The sequence below is a fragment of the Micromonospora sp. NPDC007271 genome, from assembly GCF_040634005.1.
Taxonomy (GTDB): domain Bacteria; phylum Actinomycetota; class Actinomycetes; order Mycobacteriales; family Micromonosporaceae; genus Micromonospora.
The window spans coordinates 1-17,099 of record NZ_JBEYER010000061.1 but is presented as its reverse complement, the minus strand read 5'-3'; the positions used below and the strand labels follow the sequence as shown (position 1 = coordinate 17,099).

General features: G+C 75.0%; 13 protein-coding genes. 9 read left to right on the top strand and 4 right to left on the bottom strand.

What is annotated here, in order from left to right; translation table 11 throughout:
• The first annotated feature begins 89 nt into the window (after window positions 1-89).
• Both ABZ570_RS21570 and ABZ570_RS21565 read left to right on the top strand, forming a co-directional pair.
• Window positions 90-1,727 carry a WG repeat-containing protein gene (locus ABZ570_RS21570; RefSeq protein ID WP_358066391.1) on the top strand — a complete coding sequence of 546 codons (1,638 nt, stop codon included), beginning with the start codon at window positions 90-92 and terminating at the stop codon, window positions 1,725-1,727.
• 117 nt (window positions 1,728-1,844) lie between these two features.
• Window positions 1,845-2,843 (top strand): aldo/keto reductase family protein, encoded by a 999-nt coding sequence (locus ABZ570_RS21565; protein ID WP_358066305.1) that lies wholly within the window; start codon window positions 1,845-1,847, stop codon window positions 2,841-2,843.
• 49 nt (window positions 2,844-2,892) lie between these two features.
• Here ABZ570_RS21565 and ABZ570_RS21560 read toward each other — a convergent pair whose 3' ends face one another.
• Window positions 2,893-3,690, bottom strand: coding sequence for a site-2 protease family protein (locus tag ABZ570_RS21560; RefSeq protein ID WP_358066388.1), 798 nt, complete (start codon window positions 3,688-3,690; stop codon window positions 2,893-2,895).
• Window positions 3,690-3,890 carry a hypothetical protein gene (locus ABZ570_RS21555; protein WP_358066302.1) on the bottom strand — a complete coding sequence of 67 codons (201 nt, stop codon included), beginning with the start codon at window positions 3,888-3,890 and terminating at the stop codon, window positions 3,690-3,692. The genes ABZ570_RS21560 and ABZ570_RS21555 overlap by 1 nt, the downstream gene beginning before the upstream one ends.
• 144 nt (window positions 3,891-4,034) lie before the next feature.
• On the opposite strand from ABZ570_RS21555, the gene ABZ570_RS21550 reads away from it, so the two are divergent.
• The 4 genes from ABZ570_RS21550 (at window position 4,035) to ABZ570_RS21535 (ending at window position 10,242) form a co-directional block, all read left to right on the top strand.
• Window positions 4,035-6,077 (top strand): serine/threonine-protein kinase, encoded by a 2,043-nt coding sequence (locus tag ABZ570_RS21550; RefSeq protein ID WP_358066299.1) that lies wholly within the window; start codon window positions 4,035-4,037, stop codon window positions 6,075-6,077.
• A 74-nt stretch (window positions 6,078-6,151) separates the two neighbouring features.
• Window positions 6,152-8,122: a bifunctional adenosylcobinamide kinase/adenosylcobinamide-phosphate guanylyltransferase gene (locus tag ABZ570_RS21545; protein ID WP_358066296.1), complete on the top strand. Its 1,971-nt coding sequence runs from the start codon at window positions 6,152-6,154 to the stop codon at window positions 8,120-8,122.
• Window positions 8,112-8,885 carry an adenosylcobinamide-GDP ribazoletransferase gene (locus ABZ570_RS21540; protein ID WP_358066293.1) on the top strand — a complete coding sequence of 258 codons (774 nt, stop codon included), beginning with the start codon at window positions 8,112-8,114 and terminating at the stop codon, window positions 8,883-8,885. Before ABZ570_RS21545 ends, ABZ570_RS21540 begins: the two co-directional genes overlap by 11 nt.
• A gap of 64 nt (window positions 8,886-8,949) precedes the next feature.
• Window positions 8,950-10,242 carry a DUF2314 domain-containing protein gene (locus ABZ570_RS21535; RefSeq protein WP_358066290.1) on the top strand — a complete coding sequence of 431 codons (1,293 nt, stop codon included), beginning with the start codon at window positions 8,950-8,952 and terminating at the stop codon, window positions 10,240-10,242.
• An 86-nt stretch (window positions 10,243-10,328) separates the two neighbouring features.
• On the opposite strand, the gene gcvT is transcribed toward ABZ570_RS21535, so the two are convergent.
• Window positions 10,329-11,459 carry a glycine cleavage system aminomethyltransferase GcvT gene (gene gcvT / locus ABZ570_RS21530; RefSeq protein ID WP_358066287.1) on the bottom strand — a complete coding sequence of 377 codons (1,131 nt, stop codon included), beginning with the start codon at window positions 11,457-11,459 and terminating at the stop codon, window positions 10,329-10,331.
• Between the two features lie 162 nt (window positions 11,460-11,621).
• On the opposite strand from gcvT, the gene ABZ570_RS21525 reads away from it, so the two are divergent.
• Entirely contained in the window at window positions 11,622-13,190 is a 1,569-nt protein-coding gene (locus tag ABZ570_RS21525; protein ID WP_358066284.1) for a leucyl aminopeptidase, read from the top strand.
• 73 nt (window positions 13,191-13,263) lie between these two features.
• Here ABZ570_RS21525 and ABZ570_RS21520 read toward each other — a convergent pair whose 3' ends face one another.
• Window positions 13,264-13,593, bottom strand: coding sequence for a hypothetical protein (locus ABZ570_RS21520; RefSeq protein WP_358066385.1), 330 nt, complete (start codon window positions 13,591-13,593; stop codon window positions 13,264-13,266).
• A 177-nt stretch (window positions 13,594-13,770) separates the two neighbouring features.
• Between ABZ570_RS21520 and lpdA the strand changes: the two genes are divergently transcribed.
• Both lpdA and sucB read left to right on the top strand, forming a co-directional pair.
• Window positions 13,771-15,162: a dihydrolipoyl dehydrogenase gene (gene lpdA / locus ABZ570_RS21515; protein WP_358066281.1), complete on the top strand. Its 1,392-nt coding sequence runs from the start codon at window positions 13,771-13,773 to the stop codon at window positions 15,160-15,162.
• 67 nt (window positions 15,163-15,229) lie between these two features.
• Window positions 15,230-17,029: a 2-oxoglutarate dehydrogenase, E2 component, dihydrolipoamide succinyltransferase gene (gene sucB, locus ABZ570_RS21510; protein ID WP_358066278.1), complete on the top strand. Its 1,800-nt coding sequence runs from the start codon at window positions 15,230-15,232 to the stop codon at window positions 17,027-17,029.
• Window positions 17,030-17,099: the final 70 nt, after the last annotated feature.

Genomic DNA, 17,099 nt, shown 5'->3' with positions numbered 1-17,099 from the left:
CCCAGGTCTCCGCACCACCGGCCCAGGTCTCCGCACCACCGGCCCAGGTCTCCGCACCACCGGCCCAGGTCTCCGCGCCACCGGCCCAGGTGTCGGCACCACCGGCCCAGGTGCCCGCGCCGGTGTCCGCACCGCCGGTCTTCTCCGCCCCGCCGGCACAGGTTCCGGCGTCGGCCGCCCAGCCGGTGTCGGCCCCGCCCGTGCAGGTCTCCGCGCCCCCGGCAACCGCCACCCCGGCGGACAGCGAACCGCGGACGCCATCACTCACCCTGGTCTCCGCGCCCCCGGCACCGGCCACCCCGGCAGAGGGCGAGCCGCAGCCGGCAGCGCCGGCCCAGGTCTCCGCACCGCCCGCGCCGGTGTCCGCCCCGCCGGCACCGGCTGCCGCACCGGAGGACGAACCGCGCGAGGTGCGCCCGGTGGACCCGGAGCAGGCGCTGGCCGCCATCCGGTGGCGGCTGCACCCGGAGAAGCTGCGCGAGGAGGCCCCCGATCCGGAGGCGCTGCGCGAGGTCCGGGACGGGCTCACCACGAAGCTGAACAGCACGCTGGACAACCGCAACCGGGCCCGGCTGCTGAGCCTGCGGTCGGTGGCCGCCCGGATCCTCGGCGACCTGGACGACGCCGTCGCCGACGCGCGGCTGGCTCTGACGTACGCGGAGGCCACCGGCGAGTTGCGGCGGACCGCGCTGGCCCGCGCGCGGCTGGCCGAGGTGCTGCGCTGGCGGGGCGAGTACGCGGAGGCCGACCGGCTCTTCGCCGAGGCCAACTCGCCCGAACTGCCCGACCGGCTGCGCTCGGCGCTGCACGAGCACGCCGGCCGGTCCTGCTACGACCAGGGCCGGCTGACCGAGGCGTGCCTGCACTTCGAGCGGGCCCTGGACCTGCGCAAGGGCGAGGACGCGGAGCTGAGCGAGCGTACGGCGGTGGCGCTGGACGCGGTCGCCGCGCGGGCGGCGGCCGGCGGCTTCGGCCCGAAGCCGCGGACCCGGGAGGCGATCCTGGGTGAGGAGCGGCAGCCGGTGCCCACGTTCGACGAGGAGCAGCAGCTCTGGGGGTACGCGGACGCCGAGGGCGAACTGGTGATCGACCACCGGTACGCCGAGGCGCAGCCGTTCCGGGAGGGGATGGCCTGGGTACGGCGCCCGGAGGCGGCCCGCTGGGCGCTGATCGACACCACCGGCGCGGCGCTCATCGAGGCGAACAACGGCTACCGGGGGGTGGGCTCGTTCTCGGAGGGGCTGGCCTGGGTGTCGATGGACGGCAAGGGGCGGTGGATGGCGGTCGACCCGACCAACATCGTGCGGATCCCGCCGGGCTACGAGGACGTCCGACCGTTCCGCGGCGGCCTGGCGGCGGTCCGCCAGGCCGGCGGCTGGGGCGCGGTCGACCGGACCGGCCAGGTCGTGGTGCCGACCCGGTACCACGGGCTGATCACCGCGCTGGCCGACGGCCGCTACGTGGACGGCTTCACCGAGGACGGCCTGGCCGTGGTGGAAGTGGCCGGCCGCCGGGGCGTGGTGGACCGGACCGGCCTGGTCCTGGTCGAGCCGGCGTACCCGGCGGTGGTCGTGCACCCGGTCGCCTTCCTCGTACGCGACGAGTCGGGCCGCTGGGGCGCGCTGGACCGCCGGGGCGAGCCGCTGATCGGCCTGGCGCATCCGAGCCGGGCCGCCGTGGTCGCGGAGATCGACAACCTGCTCGCCGACACCAGCCCGGTGCTCTGAGCGGCGGCCGCGGCAACGGGCGGAGCGGGCGGAACGCGGTGCCGGTGCGGAACGCCGGGCGGCCACCGCGCCGACGCGCCGCGCGGTGACCCGATCGGGCGGGACTAGGGTCGAGGCATGGAATTCCGACACCTAGGCCGCTCGGGCCTGATGGTCAGCGAGATCTCGTACGGCAACTGGATCACCCACGGTTCGCAGGTCGAGGAGGAGGCGGCGATCGCCTGCGTGCGGGCCGCCCTGGACACCGGCGTCACCACCTTCGACACCGCCGACGTGTACGCCGGCACGAGGGCCGAGGAGGTGCTGGGCCGCGCGCTGAAGGGCGAGCGCCGCGAGGGGCTCGAGCTGTTCACGAAGGTCTTCTGGCCGACCGGCCCGGGACGCAACGATCGCGGGCTGTCCCGCAAGCACATCATGGAGTCGATCAACGGCTCACTGCGCCGCCTCCAGACCGACTACGTGGACCTCTACCAGGCCCACCGGTACGACTACAGCACCCCCCTCGAGGAGACGATGGAGGCGTTCGCCGACGTCGTGCACTCCGGCAAGGCGCACTACATCGGCGTCTCCGAGTGGAAGGCGTCGCAGATCCGCGAGGCCCACCAGCTCGCCCGCGAGCTGCGTATCCCGCTGGTCTCCAGCCAGCCGCAGTACTCGATGCTGTGGCGGGTCATCGAGGCCGAGGTGATCCCGACCTGTGAGGAGCTCGGCCTCGGGCAGATCGTCTGGTCGCCGATGGCCCAGGGCGTGCTCTCCGGCAAGTACCTGCCGGGCCAGCCGCCGCCGGCCGGTTCCCGGGCGACCGACGAGAAGTCGGGTGCCGGGTTCATCGCCAAGTGGCTCGGCGACGAGGTGCTCACCCGGGTGCAGCGGCTCAAGCCCCTCGCGGAGCAGGCCGGGCTGACCATGCCGCAGCTGGCCATCGCCTGGGTGCTGCAGAACCCGAACGTCTCCTCGGCGATCGTCGGGGCGTCCCGGCCGGAGCAGGTGCACGACAACGTGAAGGCGGCGGGCGTGAAGCTCGACGCCGACCTGCTCAAGGCGATCGACGAGATCGTCGAGCCGGTCACCGAACGGGACCCGGCGAAGACCGAGTCCCCCGCCCAGCGTCCGTGACGCGTCCCCGGTCCGGTCGGCGCGATGCGCCGGCCGGACCGGGCCGGGCTCAGCCCTGCCAGAAGCGGATCAGCTCCCGGCCGAGCACGTAGAGGCCGGGCGGCAGGCCGAGCAGGTCGGCGATCCAGAAGACCGCGCCGAAGAACCAGCCGCCGATCCGCGGGCTCCACAGCAGCGCGAACAGCAGGATGAAGCCGTACGGGGCGAACAGGTCGTAGGTCCGGCGGTACGACGAGCTGAGCCACGGCTGGATCATGTTGCCGCCGTCCAGGCCGGGCACCGGCAGCAGGTTGAGCACGCTGGCGGTGAGCTGGAGGAACGCCAGCAGCCCCACGCCGGCCCAGAATTCCAGGGGGCCACCCACGGCCGAGGGGCCGATCAGCAGCGCCGCCACCAGCAGCAGGGTGAACAGCACGTTGGTGGCCGGGCCGGCCAGGCTGACCAGGGTGTGCCGCAGCCGGCCGGGGATGGCGTGCCGGTCGACCCAGACCGCGCCACCCGGCAGGCCGATGCCGCCGAGCAGCACCACGACCACCGGCAGCACGATCGACAGCAGGGGGTGGGTGTACTTGAGCGGGTTGAGCGTCAGGTAGCCCCGGTGGGCGATGTCCCGGTCCCCGGACCGGTACGCGACCACCGCGTGGGCGTACTCGTGCAGGCAGAGCGAGACCAGCCAGCCCGAGACCACGAACAGGAAGACGTCGAACCGGACGTTGCCGAACCCGTGCCAGGTCAGCGCGCCGCTGGCCACGAAGAGCGCGACCAGCGCCAGGAAGACCGGGCTCGGCCGGAACGCTGCCCGGGGCACCCCGAGCACCAGCGGTTCGCCTGGGCGGTCGTAGCCCATCACTGGGCCGGGGGCAGCAGGCTCATCCGGTACTCCACCCGGTCGTCCTCGACGAGCGCGACGGAGGTGACGCCGGCCGCCGCGAGCTCCCGCCAGGTCTGGCCGATCCACGACTCGGCGTCCGCCTGGTTGCCGAACGACTCACTCGGCCCGTCGACCGACTCGCCGTTCGTGCCCTCGTACCGCCAGCTCCACGCCATGCCGCGTCTCCCCTCGCCGCCGTCGTCCCCTGGGACGGACCCCCGCAAGCGTAGTCGGCCGGGCCACGATCGGCCCGGCCGCCACCTGCCGGACGGGCACCCCGCTGGATCATGTCGCCGACCGGCGGCCGGTACCGTGGCGCCGTGCTGACTCGAGGTGTGGTCCTCAGCGACCGGTACCGGCTGGACGAACGCATCGCGACCGGCGGCATGGGTGCCGTCTGGAAGTGCACCGACACCCTGCTGGGCCGCGAGGTCGCGGTGAAGGTGCTGCTGCCGTCGCTGGTCGCCGACCCGGAGTTCACCACCCGCTTCCACGCCGAGGCCCGGATGCTGGCCGCGCTGCGGCACCCGGGCATCGTGCAGGTGCACGACTTCGGCGCCGCCACGCTCACCGACGGCAGCCAGGTGAGTTTCCTGGTGATGGAGTACGTCGACGGTGAACCGCTGGTGACCTGGATCCGGCGCGCCGGCCGGCTCGACCCGGCGTCCACCATGTCGGTGGTGGCGCAGGCCGGGCACGCGCTGCACGCCGCCCACCTCGCCGGGATCGTGCACCGGGACGTCAAGCCGGGCAACCTGCTGGTCAAGCGGGACGGCGCGGTGGTGCTGGTCGACTTCGGCATCGCCCGGGCCAGCACCATGGCCGGGATCACCGCCGCGCACATGGTGCTCGGCACCGCCTCGTACATGTCGCCGGAGCAGGCCACCGGCCAGCGCGTCTCGCCGGCCACCGACGTCTACGCCCTCGGCGCGGTGGCGTACTTCTGCCTCGCCGGCCAGCCGCCCTTCGACGGCGACAACCCGCTGCAGGTGGCGCTGCGACACGCCCAGGACGAGCCCGCCCCGCTGCCACCGGGCACGCCCCCGGCGGTGGTCGAGGTGGTCCGGCAGGCGCTGGCGAAGAGCCCCGGCGACCGGTACCCGAGCGCCCGCGCCATGGCCGAGGCCGCGCAGGACGCCCGGGACGCCACCCTGGCCAGCGTCCCCGTCCCGCCCCGGCCGCCGTGGGCGGTGGCCGGCCCGGCCGTGCCGGGGGCCGCCGCGCCGGCCGCGCCCGGCCCGGCCGCCGCCGACCACTCCGCGGGTACGCCGTCCGGCGCTTCCTCCCCCGCCGGTCCCCCGACCGATCCCGACCCCGGTGCGGGACCGGACCCCCGTACTCCCGCACCGGCGCCTGCGGCAGCGCCCCCCACCGGCCCCGGGTCCGGCGGCCCGGGTGGCTCCGCCCCGCCGCCGTCCGGACCGCCCGCCCACGCCACCGCCGGGCCCCCCGCCCACGCCACCGTCGGACCGCCCGCCCACGCCGCCGCCGGGCCGCCCGGCGGTGTCGGGCAGCCGGCTCCGCCCCCGGCCGGTCCCGCCTGGTCGGTCGGCGTGGCGCACCCCGGCCAGCCGGGCACAGGTCCCGGAGGCTACGGCCCCGAGCAGGAGCTGGGCGCCGGCTCGGGTGTCCCGCCGACGCGGGAGGAGCCGGCGGGGCGACGGGGGCGGGGACGCGTCCTCGCTCTGGCCGCGGCGGCCGGCGTCGTCCTCGTCGCGTTGGTGACCACCGTGGCGGTGGCAGCGCTGCGCTCGCAGGACGACCCGCCGGCGGACCGGACCGCGCTGACCGGCGAGTCCACGGCGGCCGACCCGGGCCTGCCGGAGCCGCAGGTCACGCAGGGCGCGCCGGAGCCGACGCCGAGCCGCACCGGACGGGCCAGCACCTCGCCGTCGGCGTCAGCGAGCCGCCCGGCGCCGGCCGCCACCACCACCCCACCCGCCGGGGCGCCGGCGCCGGTCTCCCCGTCCAGCGGCGGCACCGGCTCGCCGAAACCGACGGGCACCACCAGCGCGCCGCAGAAGCCCAACCCGTACACGGCGGGGCAGGTGTGCGGCAGCGGCTACCAGGTGATCGACTCGGCGCCGCTGACCGCGAACGGCACCCGCAAGGGTCGCGTCTACCTGCTCTACAACGCCAGCAGCCGGACCAACTGCGTGGTCACGCTGAAGGACACCGACGTCGGCAAGGCCACCCAGACGTCGGCGTACCTGGAGGTGAAGGGGAAGGACCGGGCGACCGACAGCGGGGCGTTCGCGTACTACGCCGGGCCGGTCCGGGCCGGCGCGGGCGGGGTCTGCGTGAAGTGGGGCGGGTCGGTCGCCGGGGCCAGCTACGGCAGCCCGTTCGAGCACTGCGGCTGACCGGGGGTTCCCGCCCGCCGGTTCGCGTACGGGCCGGCGGGCGACGACCCGCCCGGCGGCCTTAAGGTACGGGCATGTCCGTTGACGGGTGGAACACGCTCCTGGTGCTCGGCGGTATCCGGTCCGGCAAGTCCGAGTTCGCGGAATCCCTGGTCGCCGACGCTCCCACGGTCCGGTACGTGGCCACCGCCGGCGAAGGGGACCCGGAGGACACCGAGTGGGCGGCCCGCCTGGCGGCGCACCGGGCCCGCCGGCCGGGCAGCTGGACCACCGAGGAGACTGCCACGGACCCGGGCCGGCTGGCCGAGGTGATCGCGGCGGCCGGGCCGAACGAGACGCTGCTCGTCGACGACCTGGGCGGCTGGGTGACCGTGCTGCTCGACCCGGCCCACCAGCCCGCCGACGACACGGCCACCATCGCCGAGCTGGCGGCGGCCGTCCGGGCCAGCACCGCCCGGCTGGTGCTGGTGAGTCCGGAGGTGGGGCTCAGCCTGGTGCCGACCACCCCGCTGGGCCGGGCGTTCACCGACGCGCTGGGCCAGACCAACCGGGCGGTCGCGGACGCCTGTGACGCGGTGGTGCTGGTCGTGGCCGGCCAGCCCGCCTGGCTGAAGCCCGCCGCCGGGCCCCGTCCCGCCGTGCCGGCACGGGCCGTCCGAGGCGAGGCGGGCACGCCGACGCAGCGGGTCGCCGGGCAACCGACGGCTGCTCCGGCCGGTGCGGCGGAGCCGGCGCTGCCCGAGGTGCTGGCCCCGGACATGGCGCCGCCCTTGCCGGCCCCCGAGCCGGTGCCGGCGACCGACTGGGCCACCGCCACCAGGGCGCTGCCGCTGGTCGCCACCGGGTTGGTCATCGAGCCCGGCATGGAACTGCCCATGCCCGACGACTACGTCGGCCCCCAGGCGGTCGACCGGCTCGTCACCCTGGACCTGCCCGGCGCCGGGCTGGGCGTGCTGGAGCGGGTGGTGGGCTTCGCCGCCGCCACCCAGGGCACCCCGACCCCCGCGCCGTGGAGTTCGGTACGGGTGCTGCTGTTGCACGGCGACCATGCCGGTGGCGCGTCGGCCGGCACGACACCCGGCGAGTCGGCCCGCCGCGCCCGGCAGGCTCGCGCCGGCAAGGGGGCGCTGGCCCGGCTGGCGGCCGAGAGCGGGGCCGGTCTCCAGGTGGTCGAGACGCCCGCCTCCGGCGCGATGGAGGACGAGCCGGCACTCACCGCCGACCAGGTCGAGTCGGCCCTGCGGTATGGGTGGCGGCTGGCCGAGCAGGCCGCCGACGCGGGCGTACAGTTGCTGGTGCTGGCGGCGTGCGGGGCGGGCACCGAGGCGGCCGCCGCGGCGGTGCTGGTGGCCACGGCCGGCGCGGAACCGCCGGCCGTGCTGGGCCGGGTGACGACCGAGCAGGGTGAGTTCGACGACGCGGCCTGGATGGTCCGCTGCGCGGCGGTCCGGGACGCGCTGCACCGCACCCGGCGCTCCCCACGGGACGCCAAGGACGTGCTGGCCGAGCTGGGCGGTGGCGACATCGCGGTGGCCACCGGCGTGCTGCTCGGCGCGACCGCCCGGCGGATCCCGGTGCTGCTGGACGGGCCGGTCGGGGTCGCCGCCGGCATGGTCAGCCGCGACCTGGCCGGGCAGGCCCGGCACTGGTGTCTGCTGCCCGATCACGGCGGCCAGCCCGCGGTGCGGCTCGCCGCCGACGTGCTCGGCCTGACCCCGCTGGTGGACCTGCGGCTCGGCCTCGGCGAGGGAGCGACCGCGCTGGCCACCCTGCCGCTGCTGCGGTCGGCGCTGGCGCTCGCCGCCAGCCTGCCGGTGCACCCGTCGCTGCGCGACACCGAGGACGACGAGGAGTTCGCCGAGCCCGAGCCGGCCGGTCCCGGGCCGACCACCACGGAGCCGGAGCCGGCCGGCCCGGCACCGACCACCCCGGAGCCGGAGTTCGCCGAGCCGGAGCCGGCCGGCCCGGGACCCAGCCGGGTCGCCACCGTCGAGCCGGACGAACCGGTCGCGGTGCCGGACGCCCCCGGCCAGCGTGCCGACTGAGGCACGGCTCGCCGACGGGATCCGGCTGGCGGTCACCACCTTCACCACGGTGCCGCTGCGCGCCGGCCGGGTGGACCGGGCCGCTGCGGGCACCGCGATGGCGCTCGCCCCGGCGGTCGGGGCGCTGCTCGGCGCGTTCCTCGCGGCGGTGCTGCTGCTGGTCGCCACCGTCGCTCCCCCGCTGGTCGCGGCCGGGGTCACCGTCGGCCTCGGTGCGCTGCTCACCCGGGGCCTGCACCTGGACGGGCTGGCCGACACCGTGGACGCGCTGGGCTCCTACCGGCGCGGTGCGGCGGCGCTGGAGATCATGAAGAAGCCGGACGTCGGCCCGTTCGGGGTGGTCGCGCTGGTGGTCGTGCTCCTGCTCCAGGCCGCGGTGCTCGCCGAGCTGGCCGGGCGGTCGTGGCCGGCGGTGCTCGCCGCGGTGGCCGCCGCGACGGCCGCCGGGCGCCTCGGCGTCGGCCTGGCCTGCCGTCGCGGCGTGCCGGCTGCCCGGCCCGAGGGGCTGGGTGCGCTGGTGGCCGGCACGGTGGGGCCGGTCGCGCTGGTCGTCGGCGCGGCCGCCGTCGCGCTGCTGGCGGTGCCGGCCGCGCCGGGCCGCCCCTGGCAGGGGCCACTCGCCGTCGTCGCCGCGCTCACCGTCGCGGCGGGACTCCTGCGGCACGTGGTACGCCGGCTCGGCGGGGTCACCGGGGACGTGCTCGGCGCCACCGTGGAGATCGTCACCACGCTGGCCTACCTGGGACTGGTGCTGTCCGGCTGAGCGTCACCCGTCCGGGCGGGTAGCGTTCGTGGACGACGGCAGCGGTGCGGTCGAGGGGGGACGCATGCTCATCACGGACGACTTCCTGCCCGTACCGGTCCCGGAGTCGCTGGACGCGACCTACCTGGTGCCGATCACCGGCCTGCCGAAGGTCAGCCCGAGGACGGCGGTCGAGGGCCTGACCGGGCGGCTCGCCGAGCCGGTGCACGGGCTGGCGAAGCAGATGCTGGCCAGCCCGCTGATGACCGTCGACACCCGGCAGGTCAGCGAGTTCCCCGAGCTGCCGCCGGACCTGCTCACCGCCTTCGGTGCCACGGAGGACCAGCTGGCCCGGCTGGCCGCCGCGACGCACCTGGTGGTGGTGCAGGCGGAGTACCGGCCCGGCTGGCCGCCGGCGCACGAGTGGGCGGCCCGGGCGGTGGCCGCGGCGATCGCCGAGACGGTCGGCGGGGACGTGGTGGACGTCTTCGGCCTCCAGTTTCTGGACCCGGCGGCCGCGCTGCGCTCGCTCCCCGACGCGGAGGGCCGGATCCGGTTGGTCGACTGGGTGCTGGTGCCCTACTCGTCGGACGCCGACGGGCTCTGGTTCACCACGAAGGGGCTGCGCCGCTTCGGGCTGCTGGAGCTCCAGGCCCAGGGCGTGCCGGACCACCTCACCCGGGCCTGGGGCGCGGTGATGACCGGTGCCGCGCGGCGACTGCTGCGGGACTGGACCGAGGGGCTGGCCGGCGAGGAGGTGCCGGCGTTCGTGCAGCTTCCGGTGCTGGCCACGGTGACCGGGCACGACATCGCGGTGGCGTACGGCAATCCGGAGCAGCACGGGGCGACGGCGCCGGTGCTGCTGCGGCTGGAGCTGGACCCGGCGACCGATCCGGACGCCGACTCGTTCCTCACCCTCAGCCCGCCGCCGGGGCATCCCGGGCCGCCCGGCCGCTACTTCGCCGCCGCCTGCGCCACGCTGTTCAACGGCATCCAGCCGGACGTCCGGTACGCCCGGTCGGGCGACGCGATGAGCCGGGCGATCACCGAGGCGCGGGCCGGCCTGGGCGACATCCGGGCGCGCTTCCTCGCCGGCCAGCTGCCCGCCGAGTCCCAGCTGGTCGTCAAGTACGGCCTGCCCGGCGACGACGGCCCGGAGTACGTCTGGGCGGCGGTGGCCTCGTGGGAGACCCCGGAACGGATCGTCGGCACCAGCGCCAGCGACGCCACCAGCGACCCGAGCGTCCGGATCGGCTCACCCGTGGTGGTGGAGGCGACGGACGTCGTCGACTGGGCCCTCCTCGACGGCACCGGTGTCATCGAGGGCGGCTGGACCCAGGCGGTCCTCGACGCCGGCCAACCCCCCACCGGCGACTGACCGCACCTTCCGCTGTTGATCAAGGGGTTTGCGTCCCCGGCGGGCCGGATCCCGACGCAAACCCCTTGATCAACGCCGACGCGGGGTCAGCGGACGGACGGCTGGACGAAGGGGGGGCGGGTCAGGCGGAGCGGGGCGCGGCGGCCGCGGATGTCGACCTCGAGGGTGTCGCCGTCGGGGAGCTTCGGCTCGGTGTCGACGAGGGCGAGGGCGATGCCCTGCTTCAGGGTCGGGCTGAAGGTGCCGCTGGTGATGGTGCCGACCCGGGTGTCGCCGGCGTACACGGCCATGCCGGGGCGCGGGATCGCGCGGTCGACCGCCTGGAGGCCGCGCAGCGTACGCGCCGGGCCGGCGGCCTTCTCGGCGAGCAGCACGTCCCGGCCCCAGAAGACCGGCTTGTCCCAGCCCACCGCCCAGCCGGAGCGGCCCTGCACCGGGGTGATCTCGGGGGACAGGTCCTGCCCGTGCAGCGGGTACCCCATCTCGGTGCGCAGGGTGTCCCGCGCCGCCAGCCCGCACGCCCGCAGCTCGTCCGCGGCACCGGCGGCGAACAGCGCGTCCCAGACGGCGACCGCGTGCTCGGCCGGAACGACCAGCTCGTAGCCGAGTTCGCCGGTGTAGCCGGTGCGGCACACGGTCAGCCCGACGCCGTCCAGCGTCGCCACGGAGAAGCTCATGTATCCGTGGTCGGTGGGCAGGCCCAGCCGGCCGAGCAGGTCCGCCGAGCGCGGCCCCTGCACCGCGAGCACCGCGTACGCCTCGTGCTCGTCGGTCACCTCCACCCCGGCCGGCGCGGCGGCGCGCAACCGGCGGACCACCTCGGCGGTGTTCGCCGCGTTCGGGATGAGGAAGACGTGGTCGTCGGCGTGCAGGTAGGCGATGATGTCGTCGATGACGCCGCCGGTGGCGTCGTCGCAACAGAGCGTGTACTGCGCCTTCCCCGGGCCGATCCGGCCGAGGTCGTTGGTCAGGCAGGCGTTGACGAAGTCCGCCGCGCCCGGCCCGGTGATCCGGGCCTTCCCCAGGTGCGAGACGTCGAAGACGCCCACCCCGGTACGCACCGCCGTGTGCTCCTTGAGCACGCCGCCACCGGCGTACTCCAGCGGCATCTCCCAGCCCCCGAAGGGGGCGAACTTGGCGCCGGCGGCGGTGTGCCGCTCGTGCAACGGGGAACGGCGCAGCCTGGTCGCGGCGGCGTCGGGGGTCACCTCGGTCATGGGTGGCAACTTACCGCCAGCTGAGGGGCTGGTTAGCATCGGCGGGACCCGTCGGGACCGATCGGCGGGACAGCCACACGTCCGGCGGGTAGGTTGCCGCCGGAGACCTTCATCGCCGGTACGCGACGACGCGGCCGGCCCGGCCCGCCCGGAGTAGCCTCAGTGACATCGCCCCGTACCACCCTCAGCCTGGTCGACACCGACCCCGCCGAACTCGCCGTCGACGCCATCGTGATCGGCGTGCACAGCCAGACCGGAGAGCAGGGGTCCGGCGCACCCGCCGGCGCCCTGCTGCTGGCCAGCGGCGCGGAGAGCATCGCCGCCGCGTTCGACGGCAAGCTGACCGAGACCCTGGCCCTGCTCGGCGCGACCGGCGGCGCCGGGGAGGTGATCAAGCTGGCCACGCTGGGCACGGTGACCGCCCCGATCGTCGCCGCCGTCGGGCTCGGCCCGGAGCCGACCGGCGCCGCCCCGGCTCCGGAGACCCTGCGCCGGGCCGCCGGCGCCGCCGTACGCGCCCTCGCCGGCGCGCCGCGCGTCGCGCTGGCCCTGCCGCTGCCCGACGACGCGGACGCCCCGGCCGCGCTGCGCGCGGTCGCGGAGGGCGCGCTGCTCGGCGGCTACCGGTTCGCCGGCTACAAGACCAAGCCGCAGCCGGCCCGGCGCGAGCCGGTGGCCGAGGTGCTGGTCGCGGTGCCGGACGCCGCCGACGCGACCGCCCAGGCGGAGATCGCCCGGGCCCAGGCGGTGACCGACGCGGTGCGGACCAGCCGGGACTGGGTCAACACCGCCCCGAACGAGCTGCGCCCGCCGGCGTTCGCCGAGGCCGTGGCCGCCGCCGCCCGGGAGGCCGGGCTCGGCGTCGAGGTGCTCGACGAGGCGGCCCTCAAGGCCGGCGGGTACGGCGGCATCCTCGCCGTCGGCCAGGGCTCGGAGGCCCCGCCGCGGCTGGTCAAGCTGACCTACACGCCCGAGGCCGGCGGCAACGGCAAGCGGGTGGCGCTGGTCGGCAAGGGCATCACCTTCGACACCGGCGGCATCTCGATCAAGCCGGCGCAGGGCATGTGGGAGATGAAGTCCGACATGGCCGGCGCGGCGGCGGTCGGCGCGGCCATGCTGGCGATCGCGGCGCTCAAGCCGTCCGTGGCGGTCACCGGCTACCTGCCGATGGCGGAGAACATGCCGTCGGGCACCAGCTACCGGCCGGGCGACGTGATCACCATGTACAGCGGCAAGAAGGTGGAGGTCCTCAACACCGACGCCGAGGGCCGGATGATCCTCGCCGACGGCATCGCCCGGGCCTGCGAGGACGGCGCCGACTACCTGTTCGAGACCTCCACCCTGACCGGCGGCCAGGTGATCGCGCTGGGCAAGAAGATCGCCGGCGTGATGGGCACCCCGGAGCTGTGCGAGCGGGTGAAGGCCGCCGGCGAGGCGACCGGCGAGCCGGCCTGGCCGATGCCGCTGCCGGACGACGTCCGCAAGGGCATGGACTCCGACGTCGCGGACATCTCGCAGGTCAACGCGGGCATGGACCGGGCCGGCCACATGCTGCAGGGCGGCGTCTTCCTGCGGGAGTTCGTCACCGAGGACGTGGCCTGGGCGCACATCGACATCGCCGGCCCCGGCTACCACTCGGGCGAGCCGACCGGCTACTGGACCAAGGGCGGCACCGGCGTCCCCGTCCGCACCCTGCTCCACCTGGTCGACGACGTCGCCGCCAACGGCTGACGCGGGTAAGGAAGGGCCCCCTGTTGCCGCCTCGCGCACGACAGGGGGCCCTTCCTTGCGCCCGGGGCGCGCGTCAGAAGAGTTCGGGGCGGCGCTTGCGGCGTTCGTTGTAGTCGCGCATGCGCTGCGGATAGCCCATCAGCCGGACGTCGTAGATCGGGACGGCCAGCGCGTGGGCCCACCGGCGGGCCTCCTCCGGGCTGCCGATCCGCCGCCGGGTCCACTCGCCGTCGTCGGCGATCAGCATGACCGTGGTCTCGGTGACCGTGGTGCGCGGCTCCAGGTACGCCTCGACCCCCCGCCGGGTGCGGACGAAGTTCTCAAGGTGGTCCAGATCGGCGCGGTCCGCACCCCGGTCGCGGCCCACCGCGGCCGTGCGCTTGCGTCGTCGGAACAGCCCCACCGCGTCCCACTCCTCCCCGTGCGTCATCGAAGACGGTGCCAAGCGTACGTGGCGCGGACGTGTCGTTGGGCACCTCAGTACGCGCTCCGTCCCCGGTGGTGACAAGATGACCGAGGTGGGGTGTGCCTGTTACTCCCCCGTAACCCCCGATGCAGCGACGCGACCTGGGAGTTGGACGTGAGCGAGCCGAACGACGCAACCTTCGACATCGTGATCCTCGGAGGTGGTAGCGGCGGCTACGCGACCGCGCTGCGCGCCGCCCAGCTGGGCCTGTCGATCGCCCTGATCGAGAAGAGCAAGCTCGGGGGCACCTGCCTGCACAACGGCTGCATCCCCACCAAGGCCCTGCTGCACGCCGCCGAGATCGCCGACCAGACCCGCGAGTCGGAGCAGTTCGGCGTCAAGGCCGAGCTGGTCGGCATCGACATGGCCGCGGTCAACTCGTACAAGGACGGCGTGATCTCCCGGCTCTACAAGGGCCTCCAGGGGATGCTCAAGAGCAACAAGGCCATCACCATCGTCGAGGGCCACGGCAAGCTGGTCGCGCCGAACACCGTCGAGGTCGACGGCAAGCGCTACACCGGCCGCAACGTCGTGCTGGCCTCCGGCTCGTACGCGAAGAGCCTGCCCGGCCTGGAGGTCGACGGCGAGCGGGTGATCACCAGCGACCACGCCCTGGTCCTGGACCGGGTCCCGGCCTCGGCGATCGTGCTCGGCGGCGGCGTGATCGGCGTCGAGTTCGCCAGCGTGTGGAAGTCCTTCGGGGTCGACGTGACAATCATCGAGGCGCTGCCGCGCCTGGTCGCCGCCGAGGACGAGGAGTCGTCGAAGGCGCTGGAGCGGGCCTTCCGCAAGCGGAAGATCAACTTCAAGGTCGGCAAGCCGTTCGAGAAGGTCGAGAAGACCGAGAACGGCGTCAAGGTCACCATCGCCGGCGGCGAGACCGTCGAGGCCGAGCTGCTGCTGGTCGCCGTCGGTCGCGGCCCGAACACCGCCAACCTCGGCTACGAGCAGCAGGGCGTCAAGATGGACCGCGGCTACGTGCTGACCGACGAGCGGCTGCGCACCAGCGTGCCCAACGTCTACGCGGTCGGCGACATCGTGCCCGGCCTCCAGCTCGCGCACCGCGGCTTCCAGCAGGGCATCTTCGTCGCCGAGGAGATCGCCGGGCAGACCCCGGCCGTGATCGACGAGGCCGGCATCCCGCGGGTCACCTACTGCGACCCGGAGCTGGCGTCGGTCGGCCTGACCGAGGCGAAGGCCAAGGAGCAGTACGGTGCCGACAAGATCAAGACCTACAACTACAACCTGGGCGGCAACGGCAAGAGCCAGATCCTCAAGACCGCCGGCTTCGTGAAGCTGGTCCGCGTCGAGGACGGCCCGGTGGTCGGGGTGCACATGGTCGGTGCCCGGGTCGGTGAGCTGATCGGCGAGGCGCAGCTCATCTACAACTGGGAGGCGTACCCGGCCGAGGTGGCGCAGCTCGTGCACGCCCACCCGACGCAGAACGAGGCCCTGGGCGAGGCGCACCTGGCCCTCGCCGGCAAGCCGCTGCACGCGCACGCCTGACCACGACAACCGCGGCGTCCGGCGACGGGCGATGATCCCACCAGGGAAATGAAGGAGTCTGGAGAACATGCCGGTATCGGTCACCATGCCCCGGCTCGGCGAGAGCGTCACCGAGGGCACCGTCACGCGCTGGCTCAAGCAGGAGGGCGAGACCGTCGAGGTCGACGAGCCGCTGCTTGAGGTGTCCACCGACAAGGTGGACACCGAGATCCCGTCGCCCGCGGCGGGCGTGCTGAGCCGGATCGTGGTCGGCGAGGACGAGACCGCCGAGGTCGGCAGCGAGCTCGCGGTCATCGCCGGTGCGGGCGAGGAGGCCGGCGCGGCCGCCCCGCAGCCGGCGGCCCCGGCGGAGCAGGCCGCGGAGGCCGCCGCCGAGCCGCAGGCCGAGGCGGAGCAGCCGGCCGTGCAGGAGCCGGCGGCCCCGGCCCCGGCGCCGTCCGGCGCGGGCACCCCGGTCAAGATGCCGGCCCTGGGCGAGAGCGTCACCGAGGGTACGGTGACCCGCTGGCTCAAGCAGGTCGGCGACAGCGTCGAGGTGGACGAGCCGCTGCTGGAGGTCTCCACCGACAAGGTCGACACGGAGATTCCGTCGCCGGTCGCCGGCACGCTGCTGGAGATCAAGGTCGCCGAGGACGAGACGGCGGCGGTCGGCGCCGACCTGGCGGTCATCGGTGCGGCCGGTGCCGCCCCGGCACAGCCGGCCCCCGCCCCCGCCCCCGCCCCGAAGGTTGAGGCGAAGCCCGCGGCCGCGCCGACGCCCAAGGTCGAGGAGCCGACCCCGGGCATGTCGTACAACGAGCCGGCGGCCGAGGCGGAGACCGCCGCCCAGCCGGCGAAGGTCGAGCAGGCCGCGCAGCCGGCCGCGCCGACCCCCGCGCCGCAGCGTCCCACCGCCCCGGTCGAGGGTGGCGGCGAGGAGGCCGCCGGTTACGTCACTCCGCTGGTCCGCAAGCTGGCCGCCGAGCACGGGGTCAACCTGGCCTCGGTCACCGGCACCGGCGTGGGCGGGCGGATCCGCAAGCAGGACGTGCTGGACGCCGCGGAGAAGGCGAAGGCCGCCAAGGCGGCGCGGGCCGCGCAGCCGGCTCCCGCCGCGGCGGCGGCCCCGGCCAAGCCGCCGGCGGCGCGGCCGCAGCCGAGCGCGAAGCGGGGCACCACGGAGAAGCTGCCGCGGATCCGGGCGGTCATCGCCAAGCGGATGCAGGAGTCGCTGCACGAGATGGCGCAGCTCACCACGGTGATCGAGGTGGACGTCACCAAGATCGCCAAGCTGCGGGCGCAGGCGAAGGACTCCTTCCTGGCCAAGCACGGCGTGAAGCTGTCCTTCCTGCCGTTCTTCGCCCTGGCGGCGGTCGAGGCGCTCCAGACGTACCCGATCGTCAACGCCAGCATGGACCTGGACGGCGGGACGATCACCTACCCGGACGCGGAGCACCTCGGCATCGCCGTGGACACCGAGCGGGGCCTGATGGTGCCGGTCATCCACAACGCCGGCGACCTCAACCTGGGCGGGATCGCCAAGCGGATCGCCGACCTGGCGGAGCGCACCCGGACCAACAAGATCAGCCCGGACGAGATCGCCGGGGCGACCTTCACGCTGACCAACACCGGCAGCCGGGGCGCCCTCTTCGACACCCCGATCGTGCCGTCGCCTCAGTCGGCGATGCTCGGCACGGGTGCCGTGGTGAAGCGCCCGGTCGTGGTCAACGACCCGGAGCTGGGCGAGGTCGTCGCGGTCCGCTCGATGGTCTACCTGGCCCTGTCGTACGACCACCGGCTGATCGACGGCGCGGACGCGGCCCGCTTCCTCGTCGCGGTCAAGGAGCGGCTGGAGTCCGGCAACTTCGAGGCCGAGCTGGGGCTCTGACCCCCTGACGGCGAACCCGACCATCACGATCCAAGGTTCAAGTGTCCAGGACCAGGGGGCAGCTCCCCCC

Coding starts and splice junctions, on each gene's coding strand:
- ABZ570_RS21565 (WP_358066305.1), top strand. CDS start 1,845: ATGGAATTCCGACACCTAGGCCGCTCGGGCCTGATGGTCAGCGAGATC.
- ABZ570_RS21560 (WP_358066388.1), bottom strand. CDS start 3,690: ATGGGCTACGACCGCCCAGGCGAACCGCTGGTGCTCGGGGTGCCCCGG.
- ABZ570_RS21555 (WP_358066302.1), bottom strand. CDS start 3,890: ATGGCGTGGAGCTGGCGGTACGAGGGCACGAACGGCGAGTCGGTCGAC.
- ABZ570_RS21545 (WP_358066296.1), top strand. CDS start 6,152: ATGTCCGTTGACGGGTGGAACACGCTCCTGGTGCTCGGCGGTATCCGG.
- ABZ570_RS21535 (WP_358066290.1), top strand. CDS start 8,950: ATGCTCATCACGGACGACTTCCTGCCCGTACCGGTCCCGGAGTCGCTG.
- gcvT (WP_358066287.1), bottom strand. CDS start 11,459: ATGACCGAGGTGACCCCCGACGCCGCCGCGACCAGGCTGCGCCGTTCC.
- sucB (WP_358066278.1), top strand. CDS start 15,230: ATGCCGGTATCGGTCACCATGCCCCGGCTCGGCGAGAGCGTCACCGAG.